At 63.7% G+C, this 26,327-nt stretch carries 23 protein-coding genes; 6 read left to right on the top strand and 17 right to left on the bottom strand.

The genetic code is table 11. The annotated features are described in order from the left end of the window. Window positions 1-52 precede the first annotated feature (52 nt). The 10 genes from AC3WK8_RS20435 to AC3WK8_RS20390 all read right to left on the bottom strand — a co-directional run bounded on the left by AC3WK8_RS20435 (window position 53) and on the right by AC3WK8_RS20390 (window position 10,974). Window positions 53-1,240, bottom strand: a complete 1,188-nt coding sequence (locus AC3WK8_RS20435; protein WP_085595495.1) for an ATP phosphoribosyltransferase regulatory subunit — start codon at window positions 1,238-1,240, stop codon at window positions 53-55. 292 nt (window positions 1,241-1,532) lie between these two features. Next, entirely contained in the window at window positions 1,533-2,402 is an 870-nt protein-coding gene (gene hflC, locus AC3WK8_RS20430; RefSeq protein ID WP_085595497.1) for a protease modulator HflC, read from the bottom strand. Beyond that, the gene (gene hflK, locus AC3WK8_RS20425) at window positions 2,402-3,580 is read right to left on the bottom strand and encodes an FtsH protease activity modulator HflK (protein ID WP_022641566.1); all 1,179 of its coding nucleotides are present in this window, start codon (window positions 3,578-3,580) and stop codon (window positions 2,402-2,404) included. The genes hflC and hflK overlap by 1 nt, the downstream gene beginning before the upstream one ends. Window positions 3,581-3,676: 96 nt before the next feature. After that, window positions 3,677-4,978: a ribosome rescue GTPase HflX gene (gene hflX / locus AC3WK8_RS20420; RefSeq protein WP_022641367.1), complete on the bottom strand. Its 1,302-nt coding sequence runs from the start codon at window positions 4,976-4,978 to the stop codon at window positions 3,677-3,679. A 12-nt stretch (window positions 4,979-4,990) separates the two neighbouring features. After that, window positions 4,991-5,251: an RNA chaperone Hfq gene (gene hfq, locus AC3WK8_RS20415; protein ID WP_007921378.1), complete on the bottom strand. Its 261-nt coding sequence runs from the start codon at window positions 5,249-5,251 to the stop codon at window positions 4,991-4,993. Window positions 5,252-5,343: 92 nt separating this feature from the next. Beyond that, on the bottom strand, window positions 5,344-6,315 hold the full coding sequence (gene miaA, locus AC3WK8_RS20410) for a tRNA (adenosine(37)-N6)-dimethylallyltransferase MiaA (protein WP_103325715.1): 972 nt from the start codon (window positions 6,313-6,315) through the stop codon (window positions 5,344-5,346). Next, on the bottom strand, window positions 6,315-8,228 hold the full coding sequence (gene mutL / locus AC3WK8_RS20405; RefSeq protein ID WP_085595502.1) for a DNA mismatch repair endonuclease MutL: 1,914 nt from the start codon (window positions 8,226-8,228) through the stop codon (window positions 6,315-6,317). The genes miaA and mutL overlap by 1 nt, the downstream gene beginning before the upstream one ends. Beyond that, window positions 8,225-9,652 carry an N-acetylmuramoyl-L-alanine amidase gene (locus tag AC3WK8_RS20400; protein WP_207245095.1) on the bottom strand — a complete coding sequence of 476 codons (1,428 nt, stop codon included), beginning with the start codon at window positions 9,650-9,652 and terminating at the stop codon, window positions 8,225-8,227. Before AC3WK8_RS20400 ends, mutL begins: the two co-directional genes overlap by 4 nt. A 3-nt stretch (window positions 9,653-9,655) precedes the next feature. Next, the gene (gene tsaE, locus AC3WK8_RS20395; RefSeq protein WP_031320622.1) at window positions 9,656-10,126 is read right to left on the bottom strand and encodes a tRNA (adenosine(37)-N6)-threonylcarbamoyltransferase complex ATPase subunit type 1 TsaE; all 471 of its coding nucleotides are present in this window, start codon (window positions 10,124-10,126) and stop codon (window positions 9,656-9,658) included. Further along, the gene (locus tag AC3WK8_RS20390) at window positions 10,114-10,974 is read right to left on the bottom strand and encodes an NAD(P)H-hydrate dehydratase (RefSeq protein ID WP_103325716.1); all 861 of its coding nucleotides are present in this window, start codon (window positions 10,972-10,974) and stop codon (window positions 10,114-10,116) included. The genes tsaE and AC3WK8_RS20390 overlap by 13 nt, the downstream gene beginning before the upstream one ends. A gap of 64 nt (window positions 10,975-11,038) precedes the next feature. On the opposite strand from AC3WK8_RS20390, the gene queG reads away from it, so the two are divergent. Further along, a complete protein-coding gene (queG, locus tag AC3WK8_RS20385) occupies window positions 11,039-12,118 on the top strand; it encodes a tRNA epoxyqueuosine(34) reductase QueG (protein WP_053132359.1) in 1,080 nt (359 codons plus the stop codon). On the opposite strand, the gene AC3WK8_RS20380 is transcribed toward queG, so the two are convergent. Together AC3WK8_RS20380 and orn are read right to left on the bottom strand one after the other, a co-directional pair. Then, window positions 12,100-12,711 carry a trimeric intracellular cation channel family protein gene (locus AC3WK8_RS20380; protein ID WP_022641361.1) on the bottom strand — a complete coding sequence of 204 codons (612 nt, stop codon included), beginning with the start codon at window positions 12,709-12,711 and terminating at the stop codon, window positions 12,100-12,102. The two genes, queG and AC3WK8_RS20380, sit on opposite strands and share 19 nt — an antisense overlap. 102 nt (window positions 12,712-12,813) lie before the next feature. Next, a complete protein-coding gene (orn, locus tag AC3WK8_RS20375; RefSeq protein ID WP_022641360.1) occupies window positions 12,814-13,356 on the bottom strand; it encodes an oligoribonuclease in 543 nt (180 codons plus the stop codon). Between the two features lie 108 nt (window positions 13,357-13,464). Between orn and rsgA the strand changes: the two genes are divergently transcribed. Further along, a complete protein-coding gene (rsgA, locus tag AC3WK8_RS20370) occupies window positions 13,465-14,496 on the top strand; it encodes a small ribosomal subunit biogenesis GTPase RsgA (protein WP_085595508.1) in 1,032 nt (343 codons plus the stop codon). A 72-nt stretch (window positions 14,497-14,568) separates the two neighbouring features. Here rsgA and motB read toward each other — a convergent pair whose 3' ends face one another. Both motB and motA read right to left on the bottom strand, forming a co-directional pair. After that, the gene (motB, locus tag AC3WK8_RS20365; protein ID WP_103325717.1) at window positions 14,569-15,657 is read right to left on the bottom strand and encodes a flagellar motor protein MotB; all 1,089 of its coding nucleotides are present in this window, start codon (window positions 15,655-15,657) and stop codon (window positions 14,569-14,571) included. 3 nt (window positions 15,658-15,660) lie between these two features. Next, window positions 15,661-16,512 (bottom strand): flagellar motor stator protein MotA, encoded by an 852-nt coding sequence (motA, locus tag AC3WK8_RS20360; RefSeq protein WP_022641357.1) that lies wholly within the window; start codon window positions 16,510-16,512, stop codon window positions 15,661-15,663. A 165-nt stretch (window positions 16,513-16,677) separates the two neighbouring features. On the opposite strand from motA, the gene AC3WK8_RS20355 reads away from it, so the two are divergent. The 3 genes from AC3WK8_RS20355 to asd are packed head-to-tail and all read left to right on the top strand — an operon-like array spanning window position 16,678 to window position 19,955. Continuing rightward, a complete protein-coding gene (locus AC3WK8_RS20355; RefSeq protein WP_103325718.1) occupies window positions 16,678-18,216 on the top strand; it encodes an HDOD domain-containing protein in 1,539 nt (512 codons plus the stop codon). A 43-nt stretch (window positions 18,217-18,259) separates the two neighbouring features. Further along, on the top strand, window positions 18,260-19,075 hold the full coding sequence (gene rhdA / locus AC3WK8_RS20350) for a thiosulfate sulfurtransferase (RefSeq protein ID WP_103325719.1): 816 nt from the start codon (window positions 18,260-18,262) through the stop codon (window positions 19,073-19,075). A gap of 19 nt (window positions 19,076-19,094) precedes the next feature. Then, window positions 19,095-19,955 carry an archaetidylserine decarboxylase gene (gene asd / locus AC3WK8_RS20345; protein ID WP_053132362.1) on the top strand — a complete coding sequence of 287 codons (861 nt, stop codon included), beginning with the start codon at window positions 19,095-19,097 and terminating at the stop codon, window positions 19,953-19,955. A 73-nt stretch (window positions 19,956-20,028) separates the two neighbouring features. Here the strand turns inward: asd and serB are convergent, their stop codons facing one another. After that, window positions 20,029-21,243 (bottom strand): phosphoserine phosphatase SerB, encoded by a 1,215-nt coding sequence (gene serB / locus AC3WK8_RS20340; RefSeq protein ID WP_022641353.1) that lies wholly within the window; start codon window positions 21,241-21,243, stop codon window positions 20,029-20,031. A gap of 133 nt (window positions 21,244-21,376) precedes the next feature. On the opposite strand from serB, the gene AC3WK8_RS20335 reads away from it, so the two are divergent. Then, entirely contained in the window at window positions 21,377-22,909 is a 1,533-nt protein-coding gene (locus AC3WK8_RS20335) for an AhpA/YtjB family protein (protein WP_031320620.1), read from the top strand. A gap of 280 nt (window positions 22,910-23,189) precedes the next feature. Here AC3WK8_RS20335 and AC3WK8_RS20330 read toward each other — a convergent pair whose 3' ends face one another. Together AC3WK8_RS20330 and parC are read right to left on the bottom strand one after the other, a co-directional pair. Next, window positions 23,190-23,900, bottom strand: coding sequence for a PqiC family protein (locus AC3WK8_RS20330; RefSeq protein ID WP_022641351.1), 711 nt, complete (start codon window positions 23,898-23,900; stop codon window positions 23,190-23,192). 167 nt (window positions 23,901-24,067) lie between these two features. Further along, window positions 24,068-26,326, bottom strand: a complete 2,259-nt coding sequence (gene parC / locus AC3WK8_RS20325) for a DNA topoisomerase IV subunit A (protein WP_022641350.1) — start codon at window positions 26,324-26,326, stop codon at window positions 24,068-24,070. Between the last annotated feature and the right edge of the window lies 1 nt (window position 26,327).

Genomic DNA, 26,327 nt, shown 5'->3' with positions numbered 1-26,327 from the left:
CATTTGTCCTCATTCGCGCAAACTTGGTGCCGGCGAGAGCCGGCAGGAAAACTCAGGAAACCAGTGGCAATACTTGCCAAATACCATCTTGCTGAACCAATTGCCGGTCGCAGTCCACTTCCGCGGCAGCGGCCAAGGGTTGCCCAGGCAAGGCCTGGACAACGCGCTGGCCTTCGCTGCGCAACTGGCAGACGGTCTGCCAGAGTGCTGCGTCGGTGTTGTCGGGCATCCAGATACCACCCGACGGCAATTCGATCTCGGCACGCCCCAGGGTCACCAGGGTCTTGAGGTCGGTGGAGAAACCGGTAGCCGGCCGGGCACGCCCGAAATCCGCGCCGATGTCATCGTAGCGACCGCCCTGGGCGATGGATTGACCCACGCCAGGGACGAATACCGCGAACACCACGCCAGTGTGGTAGTGATAGCCACGCAGTTCACCAAGATCGAAATACAGCGGCAGATCCGGGAAACGCACCGACAGGCGCTCGGCAATCGTCAGCAGCTCATCCAGGGCCACCAGCACCGGAGTCGGCGCACCGGCCAGGCGACGGCGAGCATCGCTCAGCACTTCACGGCTACCGCACAGGTCCACCAGGGAACGCAGCATCTGCGCCAGGTCCGCCGGCAGCCCTTCGGTCAGGCTGATGACCTCATCGATCGCCTTGCGCTGCAAGGCGTCGAACAATTGTTGCTCCACGGCGCCGGACAGGCCGGCAGCCTGGGCCAGGCCACGGTAGATCCCCACGTGGCCCAGGTCCATGTGCACATCCGGCACTTCGGCCAGCTGCAGCATGGCCAACATCAGGCTGATGACCTCGACGTCGCTGCTTGGGCTGGCGTCGCCGTACAACTCGGCACCCAGCTGGATCGGGCTACGGGAAGTCGACAGGGCCCGCGGCTGGGCATGCAGCACGCTGCCGGCGTAGCACAGGCGGCTCGGCCCTTCACGACGCAGGGTGTGGGCGTCGATACGCGCCACTTGTGGCGTGATGTCGGCACGGAACCCCATTTGCCGGCCCGATTGCGGATCGATGACCTTGAAGGTGCGCAGGTCCAAGTCCTGGCCGGCGCCCGTCAACAGGGATTCCAGGTATTCGATATGGGGAGTGACGACAAACTCGTAACCCCAGCTCTGAAACAGATCCAACACCTGACGACGCGCTACTTCGATGCGCGCCGCTTCCGGCGGCAATACTTCTTCGATGCCATCTGGCAGCAGCCAGCGGTCTACCGTTGCCATTACGCCATTCCCCTATGGTCCGGGCGGCAAGCCTGGGGCCAGCCTTAGAGTGAAGCAGAAAACAGTCGCATCCGACGCGAGCTCAGCCGGACAGGCAGCCAGAAATCGGCTGTACAGACCCTTTTCCTCGAAAAATCTCGCCGGACTCTTGAACGAGCCACGGCCAATCAAACATGCAGACGCAAAAAAGCCGGGAATTTCCCGGCTGCCGCATCATACACCCGTTTTCCCAAAGGATCACCCCGCGAGGCGTTTTAGCCGCCCGGCGGGGTGCCCTTGGGCCAAGGGCGGGTCAAGGCTTGGACTTTTCCAGGTAGTGGAAGAAGTCGCTGCTCGGATCCAAGACCATGACGTCGGATTTGTTCGCGAAGCTTTCACGGTAGGCTCGCAGGCTACGGTAGAACGCGTAGAACTCCTGATCCTGGCCGTAGGCCTTGGCATAGATAGCCGCAGCCTGGGCGTCGCCATCACCGCGCACCTCTTCGGACTCACGATAGGCTTCGGCCAGCAGTACACGGCGCTGACGATCGGCGTCGGCACGGATACCTTCGGCCAGCTCGTTACCCTTGGCGCGATGCTCGCGAGCCTCACGCTCACGCTCGGTGCTCATCCGCTCGAACACGCTGCGGTTCACTTCCTTGGGCAGGTCGATGGCCTTGACCCGGACATCCACGACTTCGATGCCCAGTTCCTTCTCCGCCATCTTGTTCAGCGAGCCGGTGATGTCGGCCATCAGCGCATCGCGCTCACCCGACACCACTTCGTGCAGGGTGCGCTTACCGAACTGGTCGCGCAGGCCCGATTCCAGGCGGCGGGACAGGCGCTCGTCAGCGATCTGCTTGAGACCGGAAGTCGCGGTGTAGAAACGCTCGGCGTCCTTCACCCGCCACTTGGCGTAGGCATCCACCATCACCGCTTTCTTTTCCAGGGTCAGGAAGCGCTGAGTCGGTGCATCCAGGGTCATCAGGCGTGCATCGAACTTACGCACCTGGTTCACGTAGGGCACTTTCACATGCAGGCCAGGCTGGACATCGGCCTGGACCACACGACCGAACTGCAGCAACACCGCGCGCTCGGTCTGAGCCACGATGTAGAAGCTGTTCCAGGCAACCACCGCCACGACTACACCCACGATCAGGGCGATCAGCGATTTATTGCTCATCAGCGACTCTCCCTAGAACGCGTCTGCTGCTGTTGCTGCATATGCTCAACCGCCGCGCGCGCATTCGCTTCATTGCTGGAAGTAGAAGCAGAGCCCGTTACCGAGGAGCCACCGCTACGACCACTGTCGATCATCTTGTCCAACGGCAGGTACAGCAGGTTGTTCTGCCCGCCCTTGCCACCGGTCACCAGCACCTTGCTGGTATTGCTGAAGACTTCCTGCATGGTGTCCAGGTACAGGCGCTGGCGAGTGACCTCTGGCGCCTTGCGGTACTCGGCGACCAGCTTGGTGAAGCGATCGGCCTCACCCTTGGCGCGCGAGACCACCTCGTCGCGGTAACCGTTGGCATCCTCGAGAATGCGCTGGGCCTGGCCGCGAGCTTCAGGAACCACGCCGTTGGCGTAGGTTTCAGCCTGGTTGCGCGAACGCTGCTCATCTTCACGAGCACGGATCACGTCGTCGAAGGCTTCCTGCACTTCACGCGGGGCCGCCGCGCTCTGCACGTTCACCTGGGTCACGGTGATACCGGTGCGATAGTTGTCGAGGAAACGCTGCAGACGCTCCTTGATCTCGCTGGCCATGAGCTCACGACCCTCGGTCAACACCTGGTCCATGGCGGTGGAGCCCACCACATGGCGCAGGGCACTGTCGGTCGCGTGCTGCAGACTGATCTCCGGCTGGTCGACGTTCAGCACGAAGTCCTGCAGGTTACTGATCTTGTACTGCACGGTCAGTGGCACCTCGACGATGTTCTCGTCCTCGGTCAGCATCTGGCCCTGCTTGGTGTAGGCACGCTCACGCGTGACGTTTTCCATGTACTTGCGATCGATCGGCGGGAAATAGATGTTCAGGCCCGGGCCAACGGTCTCGTAATACTTGCCGAAGCGCAGCACCACGGCCTGCTCCTGCTCGTCGACGACGTAGACGGCGCTGTACAGCCATGCCGCCGCCAACACCACAAGACCAATGCCCAGCAAGCCGAAACCACCGCCCTTGCCGGAGCTGGGGCCGTCATCACCACGTTTCTTACCACCACCGAACAACCCATTCAGGCTTTCCTGCAGCTTACGGAAGGCCTCGTCGAGATCTGGCGGGCCCTTGCGATCGCCGTTATTGCGGCGCTTACCGCCCCAAGGGTCCTGATTATTCGAGTTGCCACCCGGCTCATTCCAAGCCATAGCGCTCTCCATCTGATAAAGCAAAGACGCGCCCACGGCGCGCCGGCCAATGCTACAGAATGCCTGCTACAGCGGCACAACCGCATGCCCAGGCTTTTATTGCAAAGTGTGTTGCTCGATGAAGTCCGACGGTTGCCATCCTTCGCGACTGACCAGCCGATTCAACTCGGTACGGGGCAGGCGAACGGCCAGCAAACTGACACCCTCGTCGTCGTGATCTTCTTTCTGCACAGCGTTCAACTGGAAAAACTGTGCTCGCAGTCGAGCAAAACGCTGGGGCAAGCGCAAGGTGCCCACGAACAAATCTTCACCCAAAAGCTCGGCGATGGCCTGCTTGAGCAGGTCAAGCCCTTGCCCGTCACGGGCCGAAAGCCAGACCCGCTGCGGCTTGCCATCGGGATCACGCTGGATCTGCGGCTCAACCCCCTCGAGCAAATCGAGTTTGTTATAGACCTCCAGGATCGGCAAGTCTTGAGCCCCGATCTCCCCCAGCACCACCATGACCTGCTCGATCTGGGCCATGCGTTCAGGCTCATGGGCGTCGATCACATGCAGCAGCAAGTCGGAGTTGCTCGACTCTTCGAGAGTCGCACGGAACGCCTCGACCAGTTTGTGCGGCAAGTGGCGAATGAAGCCCACGGTATCGGCCAGCACGATCGGCCCCAAGTCATCCAGCTCAAGCCGGCGCAAGGTAGGATCCAGGGTGGCGAAAAGCTGGTCTGCCGCGTAGACATCGGACACGGTGACAGCATTGAACAGGGTGGATTTGCCGGCGTTGGTATAACCCACCAGCGATACCGAGGGGATATCGGCCCGTTTGCGGCCGCGACGAGCCTGCTCACGCTGGCTGCGGACCTTTTCCAGGCGCGCCTTGATCTGGCGCAAACGCACTCGCAGCAGGCGTCGGTCGGTTTCCAGCTGGGTTTCGCCCGGACCACGCAGACCGATACCGCCTTTCTGTCGTTCGAGGTGAGTCCAGCCACGAACCAATCGGGTGCTCATGTGCTCAAGCTGGGCCAGTTCGACCTGGAGCTTGCCTTCATGAGTACGGGCTCGTTGAGCGAAGATATCGAGAATCAGCCCCGTGCGGTCGATCACGCGACACTCGAATGCGCGTTCGAGGTTGCGTTCCTGGCTGGGCGTGAGGACGTGATTGAAAATCACCAGGTCTACCTGTTCGGCTTTGACCAGGTCGCGCAATTCCTCGACCTTGCCGCTGCCAACCAGGTATTTGGCGGTTGGCCGATGACGCGGCACGCTGATAAACGCGACGGTCTCGGCGCCGGCCGATACTGCCAGCTCCTGAAACTCCTGCGGATCTTCGCGCGCCTCAGGGTCCTGACCTTCCAAGTGAACGAGGATGGCTCGCTCACCACCACCGTGGCGCTCAAAGAACAAAGGAGACTCCTATCAGGCGTTACCTGGCTCAGCGTCACCCTGTTCGGATTCGGATGCACTAGGCAGGCGAATCGGGCGAACTGGAACCACTGTCGAGATAGCGTGCTTGTACACCATCTGGCTGACGGTGTTTTTCAGCAGGATGACGAATTGGTCGAAGGACTCGATCGTGCCTTGCAGCTTGATGCCGTTGACCAGGTAGATGGAAACCCCAACTTTCTCTTTACGCAATGTATTCAAGTAAGGGTCTTGTAGCGAATGCCCTTTTGACATGTGCCGCACTCCTTTAAGGATCAATAATAAAAACCGGAAAACAGATGGCCAAAGCCGTCACACCCCCAAGGATAGACGGCAATTGCAAGGACTCAGCCCAATATGGAGATCGTCCCTAAGTATTTCAAGGCGCGTGGCAGATTGTCGCAATCCAAGCTGTCCAACCATTGCAGGCCGGACCAGCTGCGTAACCAGGTAAACTGGCGTTTCGCCAATTGGCGCGTGGCGATGATGCCCCGCTCCTGCATTTCGGCGAACGTCAACTTGCCATCCAGGTGATCCCAGACTTGGCGGTAGCCCACTGCACGTATAGACGGCAACCCGGCATGCAGGTCACTTCTCGAACGCAGTGCTACGACCTCATCGATGAATCCCTGTTCCAACATTTGTGTGAATCTTTGTGCAATACGCTGGTGCAGTACCTGGCGATTCGCCGGAGCGATGGCCAGATTGGCGACAGTATAGGGCAATTGGCCGTGTCCCGAAGCGCCTGCTTCGGTACTTTGCGCCAATTGACGCTGACGATGGGCCGTCATCGTCAGGCCACTGGCCCGATAGACTTCCAATGCCCGGGTCAAACGCTGGGGATCATTGGGATGGATTCTCGCCGCAGACTCCGGGTCTACCGCCGCCAACTGGTCGTGCAGCGCCTGCCAACCAAGGCGCGCCGCCTCTTCTTCCAGCTCGGCGCGGATCTGCGGGTCCGCCGGCGGCATATCCGCCAGGCCTTCGAGCAGCGCCTTGTAATACAGCATGGTGCCCCCCACCAGCAGCGGAATCTTGCCCCGAGCGGTTATATCGGCCATCGCCGCCAGGGCATCGGTACGAAAATCCGCCGCCGAATAACTTTCGGCCGGGTCGAGGATATCGATCAGGCGATGGGGAAACTGCGCCAGCAGCTCCTTGGAGGGCTTGGCGGTACCAATATCCATGCCGCGGTAGACCAGCGCCGAGTCGACACTGATCAATTCGCAGGGCAATACCTTGGTCAGCTCGATGGCCAGGTCGGTCTTGCCCGCCGCGGTCGGGCCCATCAGGAAAATCGCGGGAGGAAGCTGGGTCATCAACGGCCGCGCAAAAAGAGTTTGTCCAGATCGTCCAGGCCCATCTGGGTCCAGGTCGGCCGGCCGTGGTTGCACTGGCCGCTGCGCTCGGTGTTTTCCATGTCGCGCAGCAGTGCATTCATTTCCGGGATGGCCAGGCGCCGATTGGCACGCACGGCACCATGGCAGGCCATGGTTCCCAGTAGTTCGTTGAGGTGGGCCTGGATACGATCACTGGTACCGTACTCCATCAGGTCCGCCAGTACGTCCTGCACCAGGCGGTTGGCCTCGGCCTGCTTGAGCAACGCGGGAATCTGCCGGATCGCCAGGCTCTCAGGGCCCAGGCGCTGCAACTCGAAGCCCAGGCGCTGGAACCACTGGGCGTGCTCCTCGGCGCAATCGGCTTCGCGCTGGCTCAATGCCAGCGACTCGGGCACCAACAACGGCTGGCCACTGAGCCCCTCGCTGGCCATGGCCACCTTCAGCCGTTCGTACATGATCCGCTCATGGGCGGCATGCATGTCCACCAGCACCAGGCCAATGGCGTTCTCGGCCAGGATATAGATGCCCTTGAGCTGGGCCAGGGCATACCCCAGGGGAGGAATGTCGCCCTGGCTTTCCGGCAACGCGCCGCTCGCGCTCGGGGCATTTTCCAGCGGCGCATAGAATTCGCGGTAGACCGCCTGGCTCTCCCCGGCATTCACTGGCTGCGCAGGGCGTGGCGTGTACTGATATTGATAACCCGCACCCGCTGCGCTCGAGGAAAACGCCGGACGTTGCTCGCCCTGGGGCTGCTCGAGTACCGGCGAAGCCAGGCGCATCTCGCCCTGGGGCCCGAACTCACCAGCCTGCAGGCCGCTTGGGCGGACCATTTCGGCAGTCGAGGCAGGAGCCGCCAGCTGATCCTCCGGACGCACGTCAGCCAGGGCCCGGTGCAGGGTGCCATACAGAAAGTCGTGGACCATCCGGCCTTCACGAAAGCGTACTTCGTGCTTGGTCGGATGCACGTTGACGTCGACCCCGGTGGGATCGAGCTCTAGGAACAGCACGAAAGTCGGGTGCCGGCCGTTGAACAGCACGTCACGGTAAGCCTGGCGCACCGCATGGGCCACCAGCTTGTCGCGGACCGCGCGGCCGTTGACGAAGAAGTACTGCAGGTCCGCCTGGCTGCGCGAGAAGGTCGGCAAGCCGACCCAACCCCACAGGCGCAGGCCGTTGCGTTCGACTTCGATCGGCAGCGCCTGCTCGAGGAAGCCCGGACCGCAGATGGTGCCCACGCGCCGGGCCCGGGCCATCTCGTCGGCGGCCTCGTGCAGGCTGAAGATGGTCTTGCCATTGTGGCGCAGGTGAAAAGCCACGTCGAAGCGCGCCAGCGCCAGGCGCCGGACGACTTCCTGCAGGTGATCGAACTCGGTCTTCTCGGCCTTGAGGAACTTGCGCCGGGCCGGGGTATTGAAGAACAGGTCGCGCACTTCCACCGAGGTGCCGACCGGATGCGCCGCAGGCTGCACCCGCGGGGTCATGTCGCGGCCTTCAGTCTCCACCTGCCAGGCCTCGCTGGCCTCGGCAGTACGTGAAGTCAGGGTCAGCCGGGCCACCGAACTGATCGACGCCAAGGCCTCGCCGCGAAAACCGAGACTGAGCACGCCTTCGAGATCTTCCAGCTCACGAATCTTGCTGGTGGCGTGGCGCGCCAGGGCCAGCGGCAAGTCGTCAGGGGCGATACCACCGCCGTTATCACGTACCCGCAACAGCTTCACGCCACCTTGCTCGACCTCCACCTCGATCCGCCGGGCGCCGGAGTCGAGGCTGTTTTCCAGCAGTTCCTTGGCCACCGAGGCCGGGCGCTCGACCACCTCGCCGGCGGCGATCTGGTTGGCAAGGCGCGGGCTGAGCAGCTCGATGCGCGAACCGCCGACTACTGACTCACTCATTCCTTGGCCGCCAGTTCAGTACCGGGGATGGTCAGGACCTGCCCCACTTTCAATTCATCGCCCTTGAGGTTGTTGGCACTGCGCAAGGCAGCGGCCGGAACCTGGTAGCGCACCGCGATCATGGCCAGGGTTTCTCCCGGGTTGACCCGGTGGTCACGGGGACCCTGGGCGATCTTTCCGGAATCCCGCAGCCAGGCGATATAGGTGCCTGGGGGCGGATTCTGCTGGAAGAACTGTCGCACGCCGCTGCTGATGGAGCGCGCCAGGGCCTGCTGGTGGCTGGCGGTGGCCAGTTTCGAGGCCTCGTTGGAGTTGGAGATGAAGCCGGTCTCCACCAGGATCGAAGGAATGTCCGGCGACTTGAGCACCATGAACCCGGCCTGTTCCACCCGCTGCTTGTGCAGTGGCGTGACCCGGCCGATGTTGTTCAACACCTTCTGCCCGACGTTCAGGCTGGAGGTCAGGGATGCGGTCATCGAAAGGTCCAGCAGTACCCCGGCCAGCATCCGGTCCTTGTCATCGAGGCTGACGTTGCCGGCACCGCCGATCAAGTCGGAACGGTTTTCGCTATCCGCCAGCCAGCGCGCGGTTTCCGAAGTGGCACCGCGCTCGGACAGGGCGAACACCGAGGCACCGAAAGCCGCCGTGGACGGCGCGGCGTCGGCGTGGATCGAAACGAACAGGTCGGCGCCCTTCTTGCGGGCGATCTCGGTCCGGCCCCGCAGAGGAATGAAGTAGTCGCCGGTACGGGTCAGCTCGGCACGGTAGCCCTTGACGCCGTTGATCTGGCGCTGCAGTTCGCGGGCGATGGACAGCACCACGTCCTTCTCGTGCTGGCCACGGGACCCGGACGCGCCCGGGTCCTCGCCGCCGTGGCCGGCATCGATCACCACGATGATGTCGCGCTTGCCCGCCGGGGCCGGAGGCAGCTTGATCGCCGGTTCTGCCGGCGTGACAGGCACTGCCGGGACGGTAGCCACGGCTGGCGGCGGCGCAGTCGGCGGCGCTGCGTCGGCCGGGTTGTCGAACAGGTCGACCACCAGGCGGTTGCCGTACTGGGCATTGGGGGCCAGGGTGAAGCTCTTCGGCGTGACGGCCTTCTTCAGGTCCACCACTACCCGCAGGTCCGTGGGAGTCCGCTGCGCCGAACGCATGGCAGTGATCGGGGTATTGGCCATGGCGACATTCAGCGAACCACCGAGGGTGGCGCCATTGATATCGATCACCAGGCGATCTGGGGCCGTGAGGGTAAAGACGCTGTGTTGAACCGGGCCGGAGAGGTCGAATACCAATCGCGTGTTATCCGGTGCCCGCCAGAGGCGGACGCTGCGAACCTGTGTAGCGGCCACAGCATCGACGGCCAATGCCGTAAGCAACAGTCCTACGACAGCAACCAACGCGCGAATGCGCATACCTAACCCCATCAATTATTTGAATTCCAACGCCAAAGCGGCACACCAGGACTCGCCTCGCGAGCCTTGGGACAATAGATGTACGCAACGCCCATTGTTTTGCGGGGTAATGGTAATGGTCAGGTCGGGCTTTGGCAAAAAGCCTGCACCGCGCTGGGGCCACTCCAGAAGGCACAGGGCATCGCCTTCGAAATAGTCGCGGATCCCCAGGTACTCCAGTTCCTCCGGATCGACCAGGCGATACAGGTCGAAGTGGAAGGCCCGCACCGCACCGATCTCGTAGGGCTCCACCAGGGTGAAGGTCGGGCTCTTCACCGCGCCGGTGTGCCCCAGGCCGCGGATGATCCCCCGGGACAAGGTAGTCTTGCCAGCCCCCAGGTCCCCTTCGAGAAAGATCACCCCCACGCCACCGGTGATTTGAGCAATGCGTGCACCAAATTCCACCATGGCCTGCTCGTCGGCCAGATAAAGGGTTAACTCAGACACGGTGCTTGCTCCTCCAACAACTGACGAATGGCTGGAATCAGATCACTGGCCGCCAGCCCACGGCCCATTTTTCCTTGCTGCTCGCCGGCACTGGCATGCAGCCAGACCGCCAGACAAGCTGCCTCGAACGCCGGCAGGCCCTGGGCCAGCAACGCGCCGAGCAAACCAGCCAGGACATCGCCCAGGCCGGCCGTAGCCATTGCCGGATGCCCGGCATCGCAGCGGGCCAAACGCCCATCGGGGCTGGCCACCAGGCTGCCCGCACCCTTGAGCACCGCCACCACACCATACTTGCGACTCAAGGCAAGGGCCGCCGCCGGGCGATCGGCCTGGATATCCGCAGTGGCCAGCCCCAGCAGCCGCGCCGCTTCCCCCGGATGCGGGGTCATCACGCTGCCGCTCGGCACCTGCAGGCCACCCTGGGCCAGCAGGTTCAGGGCATCGGCATCCCAGACCTGGGGCAACGGTGCATTGGCCGCCGCCGACAGCAGGCTGCGCCCCCAGGCGCCCTGGCCCAGGCCAGGACCGGCGACCAACACCGTGGCCCGGGCCAGCAGCTCCAGCAACTGGTTGGCCGAGTGCGTACCCAGGGTCATGACCTCGGGCAGCCGGGCGCCGGCTGCCGCCACGTGCTCGCTGCGAGTGGCCAGCGACACCAGGCCCGCACCGCTGCGCAAGGCACTTTCGGCCGCCAGCAGCGCAGCGCCGGCAAAACCCCGGTCGCCACCGATCAACAGCACATGGCCGAACTGGCCCTTATGGGCGTCCATTGGACGGGCAGCCAGGCGCGGCAACTGACCGGCCGTCAGCAGTTGGATGTCTGGCAAGGGGTGTTTTGTCTGCGGCATGCGTCTTCCGGCTCCGATGTCTGGCAGAATTATACGCACCTCAGTAGTCGGTTTCTCTCGCCTCATGTCCGTCATCACCCAGGATCTTCCCGCCCTCGCCCAATCCATCAAGGACTGGGGCCGCGAACTGGGCTTCCAGCAAGTCGGCATCAGCGGCCTGGACCTTGCCGAACACGAAAGCCATCTGGAACGCTGGCTCGCCGCTGGCTACCACGGTGAAATGGAATACATGGGCGCCCACGGCAACAAGCGCTCGCGTCCTGCGGAACTGGTGCCCGGCACCCTGCGCGTGGTTTCGCTGCGCATGGACTACCTGCCCGGCGACACCCAGATGGCCCAGCGCCTGGCCCAGCCGTCCAAGGCCTACGTCTCGCGCTATGCCCTGGGCCGCGACTACCACAAGCTGATCCGCAAGCGCGTGCAGCAACTGGCCGAGCGCATCCAGCAGGTCATCGGGCCCTTCGGCTACCGCGCCTTCGTCGACAGTGCGCCAGTGCTGGAAAAAGCCATTGCCGAACAGGCCGGCCTGGGCTGGATCGGCAAGAACACCCTGGTCCTCAACCGCAAGGCCGGCAGCTACTTCTTCCTCAGCGAACTGTTCGTCGACCTGCCGCTGCCAGTGGACGAGCCCCATGCCAGCGAGCATTGCGGGCGTTGCAGCGCCTGCCTGGATATCTGTCCGACCAACGCCTTCGTCGGCCCCTACCAGCTGGATGCCCGGCGCTGCATTTCCTACCTGACCATCGAGCTGAAGAACGCCATCCCCGAAGAATTGCGCCCGCTGATCGGCAACCGGGTATTTGGCTGCGACGACTGCCAGATCGTCTGCCCCTGGAACCGTTTCGCCCGCACCTCGGGCGAGGGCGACTTCAAGCCCCGGCACAACCTGGACAACGCCGAGCTGGCGGAGCTGTTCCTGTGGGATGAAGAGCAGTTTCTCAGCAGCACCGAAGGCTCACCGCTGCGGCGCGCCGGCTACGAGCGCTGGTTGCGCAACCTCGCGGTGGGCCTGGGCAACGCGCCATCCACCATTCCAGTACTGGAGGCCCTCAAGGCCCGCCAGGACTACCCGTCGGAGTTGGTGCGCGAACATGTGCAGTGGGCCCTGGCCCAGCATGCCAGCCGTCAATGCTCGTCGTTGTAGACGAACTTGGGCATTTCCCAGTGAAAGCGAATCGCCAGCAAGCGCAGCAGGAAGCCGCCGAACAACGTGATCAGGATCGACTGTTCGCTAGGTAGTTGCAGATAGATGCACAGCATGTAGCACCAGGCAGCGGCGAAGGACACGCTGGCGTACAGCTCACGACGGAAAATCAGCGGAATATCGTTGCAGAAGATATCCCGGAGAATGCCGCCGAAGACCCCGGTGATCACCCCGCTGACCGAAGCCACCAGCATGCCGTGGCCCATCTCCAGGGCCGTCATGCAGCCGATCAGGGTGAAGGCCACCAGGCCGACCGCATCGAGCACCAAAAACAGCGAGCGCAGGTGGCGCATCAACGGGGCGATGAAGATCGTCACCAGGGCCGCCACCGATGTCAGCACCAGGTACTCGGGATGCTTGACCCAAGTTAGTGGGTAGTGCCCGAGCAGCACATCGCGTACCGAACCGCCGCCCAGGGCGGTGACGCAGGCGATCAGCACCACGCCGAACCAGTCCATGCCGCGACGTCCGGCAGAAAGGGCGCCAGTCATGGCTTCGGCGGTAATGGCGATCAGATAAAGCATCAGCAACATGTTGGCGGTCCCTTCAAGAAGGCGCGCAGTCTACTCAGTTGGCGCGGGCACCAAAAGAGGGCGGCAGCGGGCGCGAGGCAGCCCGCCCGCTCGCCTGCATGTTCAGAGCTTGATGAAGTGCTTGCGGTAGTGCTGCAGCTCGGCGATGGATTCGCGGATGTCATCCAGGGCCAGGTGAGTGCTGCCCTTCTTGAAGCTGTCGCGTACCTCGGGTGCCCAGCGGGCAGCCAGTTCCTTGAGGGTCGAGACGTCGAGGTTGCGGTAGTGGAAATAGCTTTCCAGGCTCTTCATGTGGCGATAGAGGAAGCGCCGGTCCTGGCAGATGCTGTTGCCACAGATCGGCGACTTGCCCTTGGGCACCCATTGCTCCAGGAAGGCGATGGTCTGGGCTTCGGCCTCGGCCATGTCGATGCGGCTTTCACGCACCCGCTGGGTCAGGCCGGAATTGCCGTGCTGGCGAGTGTTCCACTCATCCATGCCGGCAAGGATCTCGTCGCTCTGGTGGATGGCGATGACCGGTCCTTCAGCCAAGGTGTTCAGGTTGCTATCGGTGACGATGGTCGCCATCTCGATGATGACGTCGGTGTCGGGGTTCAGACCGGTCATTTCCAGATCGATCCAAATCAGGTTCTGCGGGTTCTGCATGGGTGGGCTCCTCGGCGTAGTTGCGCAGTTTAGCCTAGAGGGCCTGCCCGGCGTGCTAAACTCGCCGCCGTTTTACCCAATCGCCGTAATTATCGACACGGAACATCAATGGCCAAACGCCAGCTCAATCGTCGCCAGAACTGGCGCATCGAAAAGATCCAGGGTGAGCGCGCAGCCCGCGCCGCCAAACGCGAGTCCTCCGTCATGGAGGCGCTGGAAGGGGGCGACCTGGGTCCGGAACAGACCGGCCTGGTGATCGCCCACTTCGGCGTCCAGGTCGAAGTCGAGGCCCGCGAAGGCGAACTGGCCGGCCAGGTGTTTCGCTGCCACTTGCGGGCCAACCTGCCAGCGCTGGTGACCGGCGACCAGGTGGTCTGGCGCGCCGGCAACCAGGGCATCGGGGTGATCGTCGCCCAACTGCCCCGCAGCACCGAGCTCTGCCGCCCCGACAGCCGTGGCCAGCTCAAGCCGGTAGCGGCCAACGTCGACATGATCGTGATCGTCTTCGCGCCCATGCCAGAACCCCATGCCAACCTAATCGACCGTTACCTGGTGGCCGCCGAGCACGCCGGGATCCGCCCCTTGCTGCTGCTGAACAAGGCCGACCTGATCGACGAGCAGAACGCCCCGGCGCTCAACGCCCTGCTGGCGGTCTATCGCCAGCTGGGCTATCCGCTGCTGGAAGTCTCGGCCCATCACGGCGACGGCATGGAGCAACTACAAGCGCTGCTCGATGGTCGCATCAGCGTGTTCGTCGGCCAGTCGGGGGTGGGCAAGTCGTCCCTGGTCAACAGCCTGCTGCCGGACGTCTTCACCCGGGTCGGCCCGCTGTCGGAGTTTTCCGGACAGGGCACCCACACCACCACCACCGCCCGGTTGTTCCACTTCCCCGGTGGCGGCGAACTGATCGACTCCCCCGGTATTCGTGAGTTCGGCCTGGGCCACGTCAGCCGCGCCGACGTCGAGGCGGGTTTCATCGAGTTCAACGACCTGCTGGGCACCTGCCGCTTCCGTGACTGCAAGCACGACCGCGAGCCCGGCTGCGCCCTGCTCAAGGCCCTGGAAGATGGCCGCATCCAGCAACAGCGGATGAACAGCTACCGCTCGATCATCGCCAGCCTGCCCGACGACAGCTACTGACCCTGCCCCACGCAGAAACCACAAGGCCGCGATGATCGCGGCCTTGTGGTTTTTACCTGGCAGTCCCCAGTGTCACCGGGGCGCCGCTGCCGGCGCCACAGGTGCAGGTGCAGGTGCAGGTGCAGGAGCCTGGCCCGCTGCGCCCTGCTCATCCATCTTCAGCACGCCGTCTTCGAAGATGTTCAGGCGCTGGCGCACTTCGTGGGCCGGCAGTGGCTCGCTGCCCGGCGGCAAGGCGTGCGGATCGGCCGCTGCAGCCGGTACTTCGCCAGGGGCTCCAGTGCCCTGGGTCGGCGCCGGAGCCTTCTGGTCGCCCTGTTCGCCCTCGATGGCGCGCTGGGCGCGCTTGGTCAGCACCACGATGTCGATACGCCGGTTGACCGGATTGAACGGATCCTTGCGATCGAACAGCGCCGAAGAAGCAAAACCCACTACCCGCGCCACTTGCGGATCAGGATAACCACCGGCCACCAGTGCTCGACGAGCGGCGTTGGCACGGTTGGCCGACAGCTCCCAGTTGCCAAACTCGCCGCTGCCCGAATAAGGCGTGGCATCGGTATGGCCGCTGATGCTGATCTTGTTCGGCACCGCCTTGATGGTGTCGGCCATGGCCAGCAGGATGTCTTCGAAATACGGCTTCAGGCGGGCACTGCCGGAGTCGAACATCGGCCGGTTCTCGGCGTCCATGATCTGGATGCGCAAGCCGTCAGGCGTGATCTCGAAAAGAATCTGGTCCTTGAACTTCTGCAGTTGGGGGTTTTCCTCGACCTTGTTCTGCAGCTCCTGCAGCAGCAGTTCGAGACGCTCGCGCTCGACCTGCTCGGCCATGCCCTCCACCTGCTCGGAGTCCACCGTGACCTTGTCCGGCTGTGGCTGGGACTGGATCTCGGGATTCAGGGTGTTTTCCGGCGCCAGTTCCGGCGAGCCGCCCAGGTCGATGATGTAGGGCGTACCGCTTTCGGAAAAGCCGATCGGGTCCTTGAAGTAACCGGCGATGGCGATCTTCTGTTCCGGGGTGGCCGTGGACAACAGCCACAGCACCAGGAAGAACGCCATCATCGCCGTGGCGAAGTCGGCGAAGGCGATTTTCCAGGCGCCCCCGTGATGACCGCCAGCGAAGCGCTTGACGCGCTTGATGATAATCGGCTGATTGTTTTCCATGACTTAGCGACCGCGAACCGCTTGTTCCAGCTCGGCGAAGCTCGGACGGTGCGCCGGGTACAGGACCTTGCGCCCGAACTCCACCGCCAGCGAAGGCGGCATGCCGGAAGCGGAGGCCACCAGGGATGCCTTGATGGCTTCGTAGACGTTCAGCTCTTCCTTGGCATCGTGGGCCAGGGAATGGGCCAGCGGGCCGAAGAAACCATAGGCCGCCAGAATACCGAAGAAGGTACCTACCAGCGCCGCACCCACGTGCAGGCCGATGGACTTCTGGTCACCGTCGCCCAGGGACGCCATGGTCACCACGATACCCAGTACCGCCGCGACGATACCGAAACCGGGCATGCCGTCGGCGATGCCGGTCACCGCATGGGAGGGGTGCTCGAGTTCTTCCTTGAGGCTGAACAGCTCCATGTCGAACAGGCCTTCGAGCTCGTGGGGAGCCATGTTGCCGGAGGACATGATGCGCAGGTAATCACAGATGTAGGCGGTCATGCGCTCGTCTTTGAGCACCGCCGGGTACTTGGCGAAGATCGGGCTGGCTGCCGCGTCCTCGATGTCGCCCTCGATGGCCATCATGCCTTCGCGGCGGCTCTTGTTGAGGATCTCGTAGATCAGGCCCAGCACTTCCAGGTAGAAGGTATGGGTGAAACGCGAGCTGAACATCCCCAGGGATTTCTTGACGACGTGCATCGTCATGTAGCCGGGGTTGGCCTGGAGGAATGCACCAAAGGCCGCACCACCGATGATCAATACCTCGAAAGGCTGGATCAGCGCTGCGATCTTGCCATGGGAAAGCACGTATCCGCCGAGCACGCTAGCGAATACGACGATGATGCCGATGATTTTAGCCATAGATAGGAGAGTACTTATGAGTCGGGTTCAAGGTCATATTCGGAAGTTCTTAAAACTCTTCTTCTACTTATCGGCAAAACTGCGCCAGACTATAGCCAGTTAAGGTGAAAAGCCAGTTTGGCCCGCTCAGGGCGTGTTCACAGCAGACGATGATTGCGCCCGACCATGTCCAATGAAACCAGCACCCCGCACTCTGCCCCCAGCTCTCTAGAGGCCTGGGTCAAGCTTCTCTGCGCCGTGCGCCTGCCGGTGCCGCAAGCCAGCCATGACCGGGTCTGCAAGGCCATCGCCAACAACCGCAGTTCGCTGCGGGAAATCGCCGACCTGATGCAGAATAGCCCGGCATTGGCCCTCAGCGTGATCCGCGAGGCCAACCGGCACACCCATGGCAGCATGAGCGAGCCGGCGGAGAACCTGGAGATCGCGGTCAACCGCCTGGGCCTCAAGCGTACCCAGGAACTGCTGGAACAACTGCCGACCCTGCCCGAAGAGCAAATTCCCCAGGCCTTGCGGCAATTGCAGCTGATCAGCCAGCACGCCACCCAACAAGCCAACGGTTTCTTTGCCGGGCGCCTGGCCCGCTTGTGGCAGGACATCCACTGGGGCAGCCTGCTGTTCCTCTCGCCTCTATGGGCCATCGCCTTGAGCTACCCCAAGCTGATGGAAGAGTGGGAGCTGCGGGTCATCTATAAGCACGAGCCAGCGCGCAAGGTTGAACTGCAATTGTTCGGCGTACGCCTGATGGAGGTCTGCCAAGCCCTGGTTCAAGCCTGGCACCTGCCAATCTGGGTGCAACAGGGCTACCGCCTGCTGACCAGCGAGCAACACCTGCTGGCCAAGGTCATGCTGATCGCCCGCGACAGCGATAACCCGCTGCGCCAGCAACAGCGCCTGGACGACGACCCGGAGCTGCGGCGCTGGCTGAACCAGCCGGCCAACTGCGTCCTGCTGGCCAACGGCATGGCCCTGGCGGCGCAATTTTCCTGGAACAACCCCCACGGCCAACGCTGGCAGAACCTCACCGCCCTGTACCTGCAGATACCGGTCGCCGAGGTCCAGCAACAGTTGCACCAACAAGCCGCCAACAGCGCCCGCAACGACAGCCAGCCCGATCTCTGGCACCCGGCCCAGGCCCTGCTCTGGCCCTGGAACGTGCGCCGCCTGCACAACGGCGAGCTGCCGGCACCTGCGCCAACGCCCCTGGAACTGGCCAAGTGGCGCCAGCTGTGCAGCGAGCTGCTGCTCGAACCGAGTCCCTTCACCAATGCCGTGCACCTCACCGGGTTTGCCCGGGATGCCCTGGCGGCATGTGGCATGCGGCGGATCATGCTGCTGATGGTCGATCGCAGCCACAGCCAGTTGCGAGTGCAACAGTTGCATGGCCTGCCCAGGGAAGCCGCCGGGCTGAGCCTGCAAGCCAAGCAAAACCCGCTGCTACAGCGCTTGCTGGAGAAATCCGCGCAGATCCGCCTGACCCCGGACAACTATCGGCAATTCGCTCCCCACCTGCCCGGGGCCCTGCGCCAGTTGTTCCGTGGCGAGCACCTGCTGATCCGCTCGCTGTCCTGCAATGGTCGGGTTCTACTGCTGGCGATCGCCGACCAGGACGGCGTGCCCTTCGCCGAAACCAGCGTCCAGGCCTTCGGCAAGACCGCCCAGTGCATCGAGAAGGCCTTGCACAGCTTTACCAACCGCAGCCAGTAACGCTTGCGCTACAATTCCACCCTTTGTGCCCTGGGGACCTGACATGTCTGATTTTTCCGGCTTGCCGCTGGTCATCGAACCCGGCGACCTGCTCGCCCGCCTCGACGCCCGCGAACTGATCCTGGTCGACCTGACCAGCGCCGCCCGCTACAGCACCGGGCATATTCCCGGGGCACGCTTCGTCGACCCCAAGCGTACCCAGCTCGGCCAGGCGCCAGCCCCGGGACTGCTGCCACCCAAGGCCGCCCTCGAGGCGCTGTTCGGTGAACTCGGACACAACCCCGACGCGGTCTACGTGGTGTATGACGATGAAGGCGGCGGCTGGGCCGGACGCTTCATCTGGCTGCTGGATGTGATCGGCCACCGCCACTATCACTACGTCGATGGCGGCCTGCCGGCCTGGCTGGCGCAAGGCCTGCCGGTATCCACCGAGGTACCGGAAATAGTCGGCGGCCCGGTGCCCCTGACCCTGCACGACGAACCTACCGCCACCCGCGAATACCTGCAGAGCCGCCTCGGCGCTGCCGACCTGGCCATCTGGGACGCCCGCGGCCCGCTGGAGTATTCGGGCGAGAAGGTCCTGGCCGCCAAGGGCGGGCATATTCCCGGCGCAGTGAATTTCGAATGGACCGCCGGCATGGACCAGGCCCGCCACCTGCGCATCCGCCGTGACATGCCGCAGATCCTCGAGAGCCTGGGCATCAGCAAAGACAAAGAAGTGATCACCCACTGCCAGACCCACCACCGCTCCGGCTTCACCTACCTGGTGGCCAAGGCGCTGGGCTATCCACGGGTCAAAGGCTACGCCGGCTCGTGGGGCGAATGGGGCAATCATCCCGATACGCCCGTAGAGATTTAAGGTTTTTTAAGGACACCCAATGAAAAAGCGTTTGTTCATCATCAGCCAGTACCTGCTGCCTCACCACCTGCTGTCGCGCCTGGCCGGCTGCATCGCCGAGTGCCGCGTGCGCTGGTTCAAGAATGCCTTCACCAGCTGGTTCGCCAAGCAGTACCAGGTAGACATGTCCGAGGCCCAGGTCGAGGACGTGACCGCCTACGAGCACTTCAACGCTTTCTTCACCCGCGCCCTGAAAGACGGCGCACGGCCGCTGGACCCGACTCCAGGCGCGGTGCTGAGCCCCGCCGACGGCGCCGTCAGCCAGCTCGGGCCGATCGAACATGGCCGGGTATTCCAGGCCAAGGGCCACAGCTACAGCGTCCTGGAGCTGCTGGGCGGTGATCCGACCCTGGCTGCGCCGTTCATGGGCGGCGACTTCGCCACCATCTATCTGTCCCCCAAGGACTACCATCGCGTGCACATGCCGCTGGCCGGCACCCTGCGGGAAATGGTCTACGTCCCCGGACGGATCTTCTCGGTCAACCAGACCACCGCGGAAAACGTCCCCGAGCTGTTCGCCCGCAACGAGCGTGTGGTGTGCATCTTCGACACCGAGCGCGGCCCCATGGCCCTGGTGCTGGTGGGCGCGATGATCGTCGCCTCGATCGAAACCGTCTGGGCCGGCCTGGTGACGCCACCCAAACGCGAGCTCAAGACCGTGCGCTACGACGAGGCCGCCCGCGCTCCGATCCACCTGGAGAAAGGCGCCGAGATGGGCCGCTTCAAGCTGGGCTCCACCGCCATCGTGCTGTTCGGCCCAGACCAGGTGCAGTGGGCCGAAGGGCTGGCGGCCGGTTCGCCAGTCCGCATGGGCCAAGGCCTGGGCGCGCCCAAGGCTTGATGCCTGGCTGACACCGCAAACAAAAAACGCCGCTGATCAGCGGCGTTTTTCATGTGCGAAGACTCGTTCCCGATCAAGGCTGCCCGTCACGATCGCGCAAGCCCAACAGGTACAGCACGCCGTCCAGGCCCAGGGTCGAGATCGCCTGCTTGGCCGACTGCTTGACCAGCGGCTTGGCGCGGAACGCCACGCCCAGGCCGGCGATACCCAACATCGGCAGGTCGTTGGCACCGTCGCCGACCGCGATGGTCTGCTCCAGGCGCAAGCCTTCCTTCTGGGCCAGTTCACGCAGCAGGTCGGCCTTGCGCTGTGCATCGACGATCGGCTCCACCGCCACGCCGGTGACCTTGCCATCCACCACTTCCAGCTCGTTGGCGAACACGTAGTCGATGCCCAGCTTGGCTTGCAGCTGCTTGGCGAAATAGGTGAAGCCACCGGACAGGATCGCGGTCTTGTAGCCCAGGCGCTTGAGTTCGGCGAACAGGGTCTCGGCGCCCTCGGTCAGGCGCAGGGAGGCGCCGATGGAGTCCAGCACGCTGACGTCCAGCCCCTTGAGCAGGGCCAGGCGCTCCTTGAAGCTGGCGCGAAAATCCAGCTCGCCGGCCATGGCTCGCTCGGTGATTTGCGCGACCCGATCGCCGACCCCGGCGGCCTTGGCCAACTCGTCGATGACCTCGGCCTCGATCAGCGTCGAGTCCATGTCGAACACCGCCAGGCGCCGGTTACGGCGGAACAGCGAGTCTTCCTGGAAGGCGATGTCGACGTTCAACTCCTGGGCCACGCTGAGGAATTCGGCCCGCAGCGCCTGGGGATCGGCAGCTTCGCCGCGCACCGAGAACTCGATGCAGCCCTTGCCCTGGTCGGCGGGCATATCCAGGGGCATGCGCCCGGACAGGCGATCGATATGGTCGATGTTCAAGCCGTACTTGGCAGTGATCGAACTCACCCGCTGCAACTGCTCGGCGGTGACCTTGCGGGTCAGCAGGGTGACGATGTGGCGCTGCTTGCCCTGCCCTGCCACCCACTGCTGGTAATCCTCCTCGGAGACCGGGGTGAAGCGCACCTGCTGGTCGAGCTTGTAGGCGGTGAACAGGATGTCCTTGAGCACCGAGGAGCTGCGCTCGTCATCCGGGATCTCGACCAGGATGCCGAACGACAAGGCGTCGTGGATCACCGCCTGACCGATGTCAAGAATGTTCACACCACCCTGGGCCAGGACGCCGGTAATGGCCGCAGTCAGACCGGGGCGATCTTCGCCGGTGATGTTTATCAGGACAATTTCGCGCAAGGCGCACCCCCGAGGTGGAAAAAAAGCGCATTCTACCCACTTTCGCTGACCATCGGGCACAGCCAGCGCTTTGCCGGCCTAGGGCCTCTCGCTATACTGCGCGTCAACTTCACGGACTAAAGAGCCGAGCTCAGTGAACCGGCCCACGCCAGTTAAAAACGATAACTTCTTCTTGCTGATCTTCCGTGCACTGCGCCACCGCCGTGTACCGATTGCATTGCGTATTGCCAGCCATAACGTGATCCTGGTCGCCCTGGCCCTGGTGATCTATGCCGGCGTGATGGGCCTGCAGTTCAAGCAAGCCATGCATGAGCAGGCGGACGCCCTGGGCCAGAGCCTGACCACCCAGACCGCCACCTCGGCCACCGAGCTGCTGGTGTCCAACGACATCCTCAGCCTCAATGTCTTGCTCAACAACCTGACCAAGAATCCGCTGGTGGCCCACGCGGCGATCTACAGCGTCGACAACCGCATCCTCGCCGAGGCCGGCCAACGGCCCAAGAGCAGCCTGCTGGGCGAAACCGAGGGTGTGTACCAGACCAAGATCACCTTCCAGGATGTCACCGCCGGCAACCTGCGGATCAGCCTGGACATGGCCCAGTTCCAGCAGCCGATGACCATCAGCCTGCAGAGCATGGGCATCCTCAGTGCCATCCTGCTGGCACTGGCGCTCGCCCTGAGCCTGCGCCTGGGTCGCCATATCTCCACCCCGCTGCTGCAGCTGCGGGTCTGGCTGCGGGACCTGGACGAACATACCCCGGCGATCCAGCGCCAGGACGAAATCGGCGACCTGGCGCGCCAGCTGCATGCCCGCCTGGCCCCGGAAATCCCCGAGCCCGAGCCACAGCCCGAACCGCAAGAACAGGACGAGGAAGAAGACGCCCCGGCTTTCGAGATCCGCAACCTGCGCGATCCGAGCTTCGATGAAAGCGCCCCGGTGGCCGGCTTGAAACCAGCGCCACGGCACCTGGTCAGTGCCGAGGAAGACGAACTGGACGAAGAAGACCCGTTCGCCGACCTGCGCGATCATTCCTCGCCCTCGGCGCCACTGGCCAAGCCCCAGGCGCAGCCCGAGGTCCCCGCCGAACCCCAGCACAGCGCCGTGCTGGCGGTGCAACTGGGCGCCCAGGAACAGCTGCGGCGCCTGCCCCGGGCGCGCCTGACGGAATTGCTCGAACGCTATCGTGATTGCCTCGACCAGGCGGCCTCGTTGTACCAGAGCGAGCTGCACACCCTGAACGATGGCAGCACGCTGATGCTGTTCCACAGCGAAGACAGCGGCGATGACTACCTGACCAACGCCATCTGCTGCGGCGAGCTCTTGCGCGCCCTGGGCCACGCCCTGCAGATCGAAGTGGCGGACAGCGGCATCACCCTGCAACTGCAGCTGGGCCTGACCCTGGGCGAAGGGCTGTTCGGCCTGAGCCAGATCGACCTGCTGCTGACCGAAACCGCCCAGGACGCCCTGGCACTGTCCCAGCACAGCCGCAACCTGCTGCTGGTGGAACGCAAGGTCAACGACGATGTGCTGCTGCGCCAACGGGCCCGTATCCGCCCGATCGCCAGCCCGGAAGGTGCCTGCTGCGTCGAGCGCCTGATGGAACCCTACCCGTCGATGCTGGAACGCCAGCTGGCGCGCATGCACGAGACCCGGGCCAAGCTGTAACGCCTGCCCTGTTCAACGAAGCGTGCCCGATGCGTGATCCCGATCAGTTAAGCCAGGCGATCCCTGCAGGAGCAGCCAGTCGACGCTCGATTGCTCGCAATGCTCGTTAACGGTCGCACGTGTCGACCGGATACACGCAGCGCCCTGCAGTCATCGCGGGCAAGCCTCGCGCCTACAGTCTCCTTAGCTGATCGGCTTAGCCCTGCACAGGCTTTTTGTGCCTGCACCCCAGAAACCACAAGGCCCGCCAATGGCGGGCCTTGTCTTGCTGCGGATCACATCAGAACCGGAACACTTCCATATCCGTACGGATCGGCGTGGCCATCGGCATCTTCGGCCGCTTTTCCGGCTCAGCCGGCTTGGGCGCCGGCGCCGCTGGCGCCTTGCGCGGCACCTCGGCTACCGCAGGCTGGTTGGCCAGGGGCTTGAGGGCACCGGACAGCTGTTCGGCCAGGCGCTGCAACAGCACGCCTTGCGCCTGCACCTGGGACGCGGTGGTCCCCGCATGCTGTTCCTGCAGGTGAACGATGCGGTTGTCGCGTACCTGGCCGCGACGGTCGATCAGGCGCCACTGGGCATCCAGTACCGCCGGCTGGGTCTTGCCGGAGTCCAGGCGGGTGATCGACAGCAGGACCTGCACATCCGGAGTGAAGCCGTTGGTGGCCGGGGCCAGCACCACTCGCTGGCTGTCCAGGTGGCCGGCTACCTGGCGCAGCAGCAACTGGTCGATATCCGAAGAGAGACTGCCGGCCCAACGGCCGTCGGTCGCGGCCTGCAGGCTGCCATCATCCTGGCGCTGCAGCAGGGTTTCACGTTGCAGGTAATCGGCAATCAGCACCGGACCCAGCAATACCGACATGCCGGTGCTGGCCGGCTGGGCTGGACTTCCGCTGTCCAGCTGATACAGCGACACCGGTTGGTGAACGCTGCAACCCGCCAGGCCGAGAACGCCCGCGAGCAGGAAAATAAAAGGAAGGCGCAGAACAGTCATCATCCCATCCAGGTGGCGGCCACCAGGCCAGCCACAGTGAAAATACTCAAAAAAACAGAATAACGCCGGACCAGGCCGGCGTTTGAAAGCGCATATCATCCGTGAATATGCGCCATGACTCCAGTGTTCCAACAACGATCGACCAGTTAAATGGCTGATCGCGCCTCTCAACTGAGAGGCTCTACCAACAATGCATCCACTCGCTGGAAACCCCGTGGCAGCTTGTTGCCGCGGCGCCCGCGCTCGCCCTTGTAGTGCTCCAGGTCGTCGGCCTTGAGCGACAGGGTGCGCTTGCCCGCCTGCAGCACCAGGGTCGCGCCTTCCGGCAGCACCGCGATGTCGGTCACATACTCCTCGCGACTGGCGACCCGCTCACCGGGAATACCGATGATCTTGTTGCCCTTGCCCTTGCCCAGCTGCGGCAGGTCGCTGATCTTGAACACCAGCAGGCGACCCTCGGTGGTCACCGAAGCCAGCCAGTTCTGCTCGCGATCGGCCACCGGCCTTGGCGCCAGGACCTTGGCATTGTTCGGCAGGCTCAGCAGCGCCTTGCCCGCCTTGTTCTTGGCCTGCAAGTCCTCGCCCTTGACCACGAAGCCATAACCGGCATCGGAAGCGATCACATACAACGCCTCATCGTCCGGCAGCAGCACGCACTCGAAAGTCGCGCCTGGCGGCGGCGTCAACCGGCCCGTCAGCGGCTCGCCCTGGCCACGGGCCGATGGCAGCGTGTGGGCCGCCACCGAATAACTGCGGCCGGTGGAGTCGATGAACACCGCGAACTGGTTGGAGCGCCCGGCCGCAGCGGTCTTGTAGCCATCGCCGGCCTTGTAGGACAGGCCAGTAGCGTCGATATCATGCCCCTTGGCGCAGCGGACCCAGCCTTTTTCCGACAGAACGATAGTCACCGGCTCGGTCGGCATCAGCTCGTTTTCCGACAGGGCCTTGGCTTCGGCACGCTCGACGATCGGCGAACGGCGGTCGTCGCCATAGGTCTCGGCATCCTGCAGCAGCTCGGTGCGCACCAGCTTCTTGAGCTTGGCCTCGCTGTTGAGCAGCGCCAGCAGCTTGGCCTGTTCCTTGAGCAGTTCGTCCTGCTCGGCCCGCAGCTTCATCTCTTCCAGTCGCGCCAGTTGCCGCAGGCGGGTGTCGAGGATGTAGTCGGCCTGGATCTCGCTGAGGGCGAAACGCTCGATCAGCCTGGCCCGTGGCTGGTCCTCGGTACGGATGATGTGGATCACTTCATCCAGGTTGAGGTAGGCAATCAGCAAGCCGTCCAACAGGTGCAGGCGGCGCTCGACCTTGTCCAGGCGGAACTGCAAGCGGCGGCGCACGGTGGCGACCCGGAATTCCAGCCATTCCACCAGCAGCGCGCGCAGGTTCTTCAGTTGCGGCTTGCCGTCCAGGCCGATGATGTTGACGTTGACCCGATAGGTGGATTCCAGATCGGTGGTGGCGAACAAGTGCTGCATCAGTTCGCCCGGATCGACCCGGTTGGAGCGCGGGATGATCACGATGCGGCACGGGTTCTCATGGTCCGACTCGTCCCGCAGGTCAGCCACCATCGGCAGCTTCTTGGCCTGCATCTGGGCAGCGATCTGCTCCAGCACCTTGGCTCCGGAGACCTGGTGCGGCAACGCGGAAACCACGATGTCGCCATCTTCGACCCGGTACACGGCGCGCATGCGCACCGAGCCACGGCCAGTCTCGTAGATCTTCAGCAGGTCGGCACGCGGGGTGATGATCTCCGCCTCGGTTGGATAGTCCGGCCCCTGGATGTGCTCGCACAGCTGTTCCACCGTGGCCTTGGGCTCGTCCAGCAGGCGTACGCAGGCCGAAGCCACTTCCCGCAGGTTGTGCGGCGGTACGTCGGTGGCCATGCCCACGGCGATGCCGGTGGTGCCGTTGAGCAGGATGTTCGGCAGGCGCGCCGGCAGTACCAGCGGCTCCTGCAGCGTGCCGTCGAAGTTCGGCCCCCAGTCCGCGGTGCCCTGGCCCAGCTCGCTGAGCAGCACCTCGGAGTAGCGCGACAGGCGCGCCTCGGTGTAGCGCATGGCCGCGAAGGACTTGGGATCGTCCGGCGCACCCCAGTTGCCCTGGCCGTCCACCAGTGTGTAGCGGTAGCTGAACGGCTGGGCCATCAGCACCATGGCTTCGTAGCAGGCGGAGTCGCCGTGCGGGTGGAACTTGCCGAGCACGTCACCCACGGTACGGGCGGACTTCTTGTGCTTGGAATCGGCATCCAGCCCCAGCTCACTCATGGCGTAGACGATACGCCGCTGTACCGGTTTCAGGCCGTCGCCGATATGCGGCAGCGCACGGTCCATGATCACGTACATGGAGTAGTTGAGGTAGGCATTTTCGGTGAAGTCAGCCAGTGACCGGCGTTCTACGCCATCCAGGCTGAGATCAAGGGAGTCGCTCATG

This window comes from Pseudomonas sp. FW507-12TSA (genome assembly GCF_058781435.1).
The sequence above is the reverse complement of the archived record's forward strand: the minus strand, read 5'-3'. Positions and strand labels throughout refer to the sequence as shown.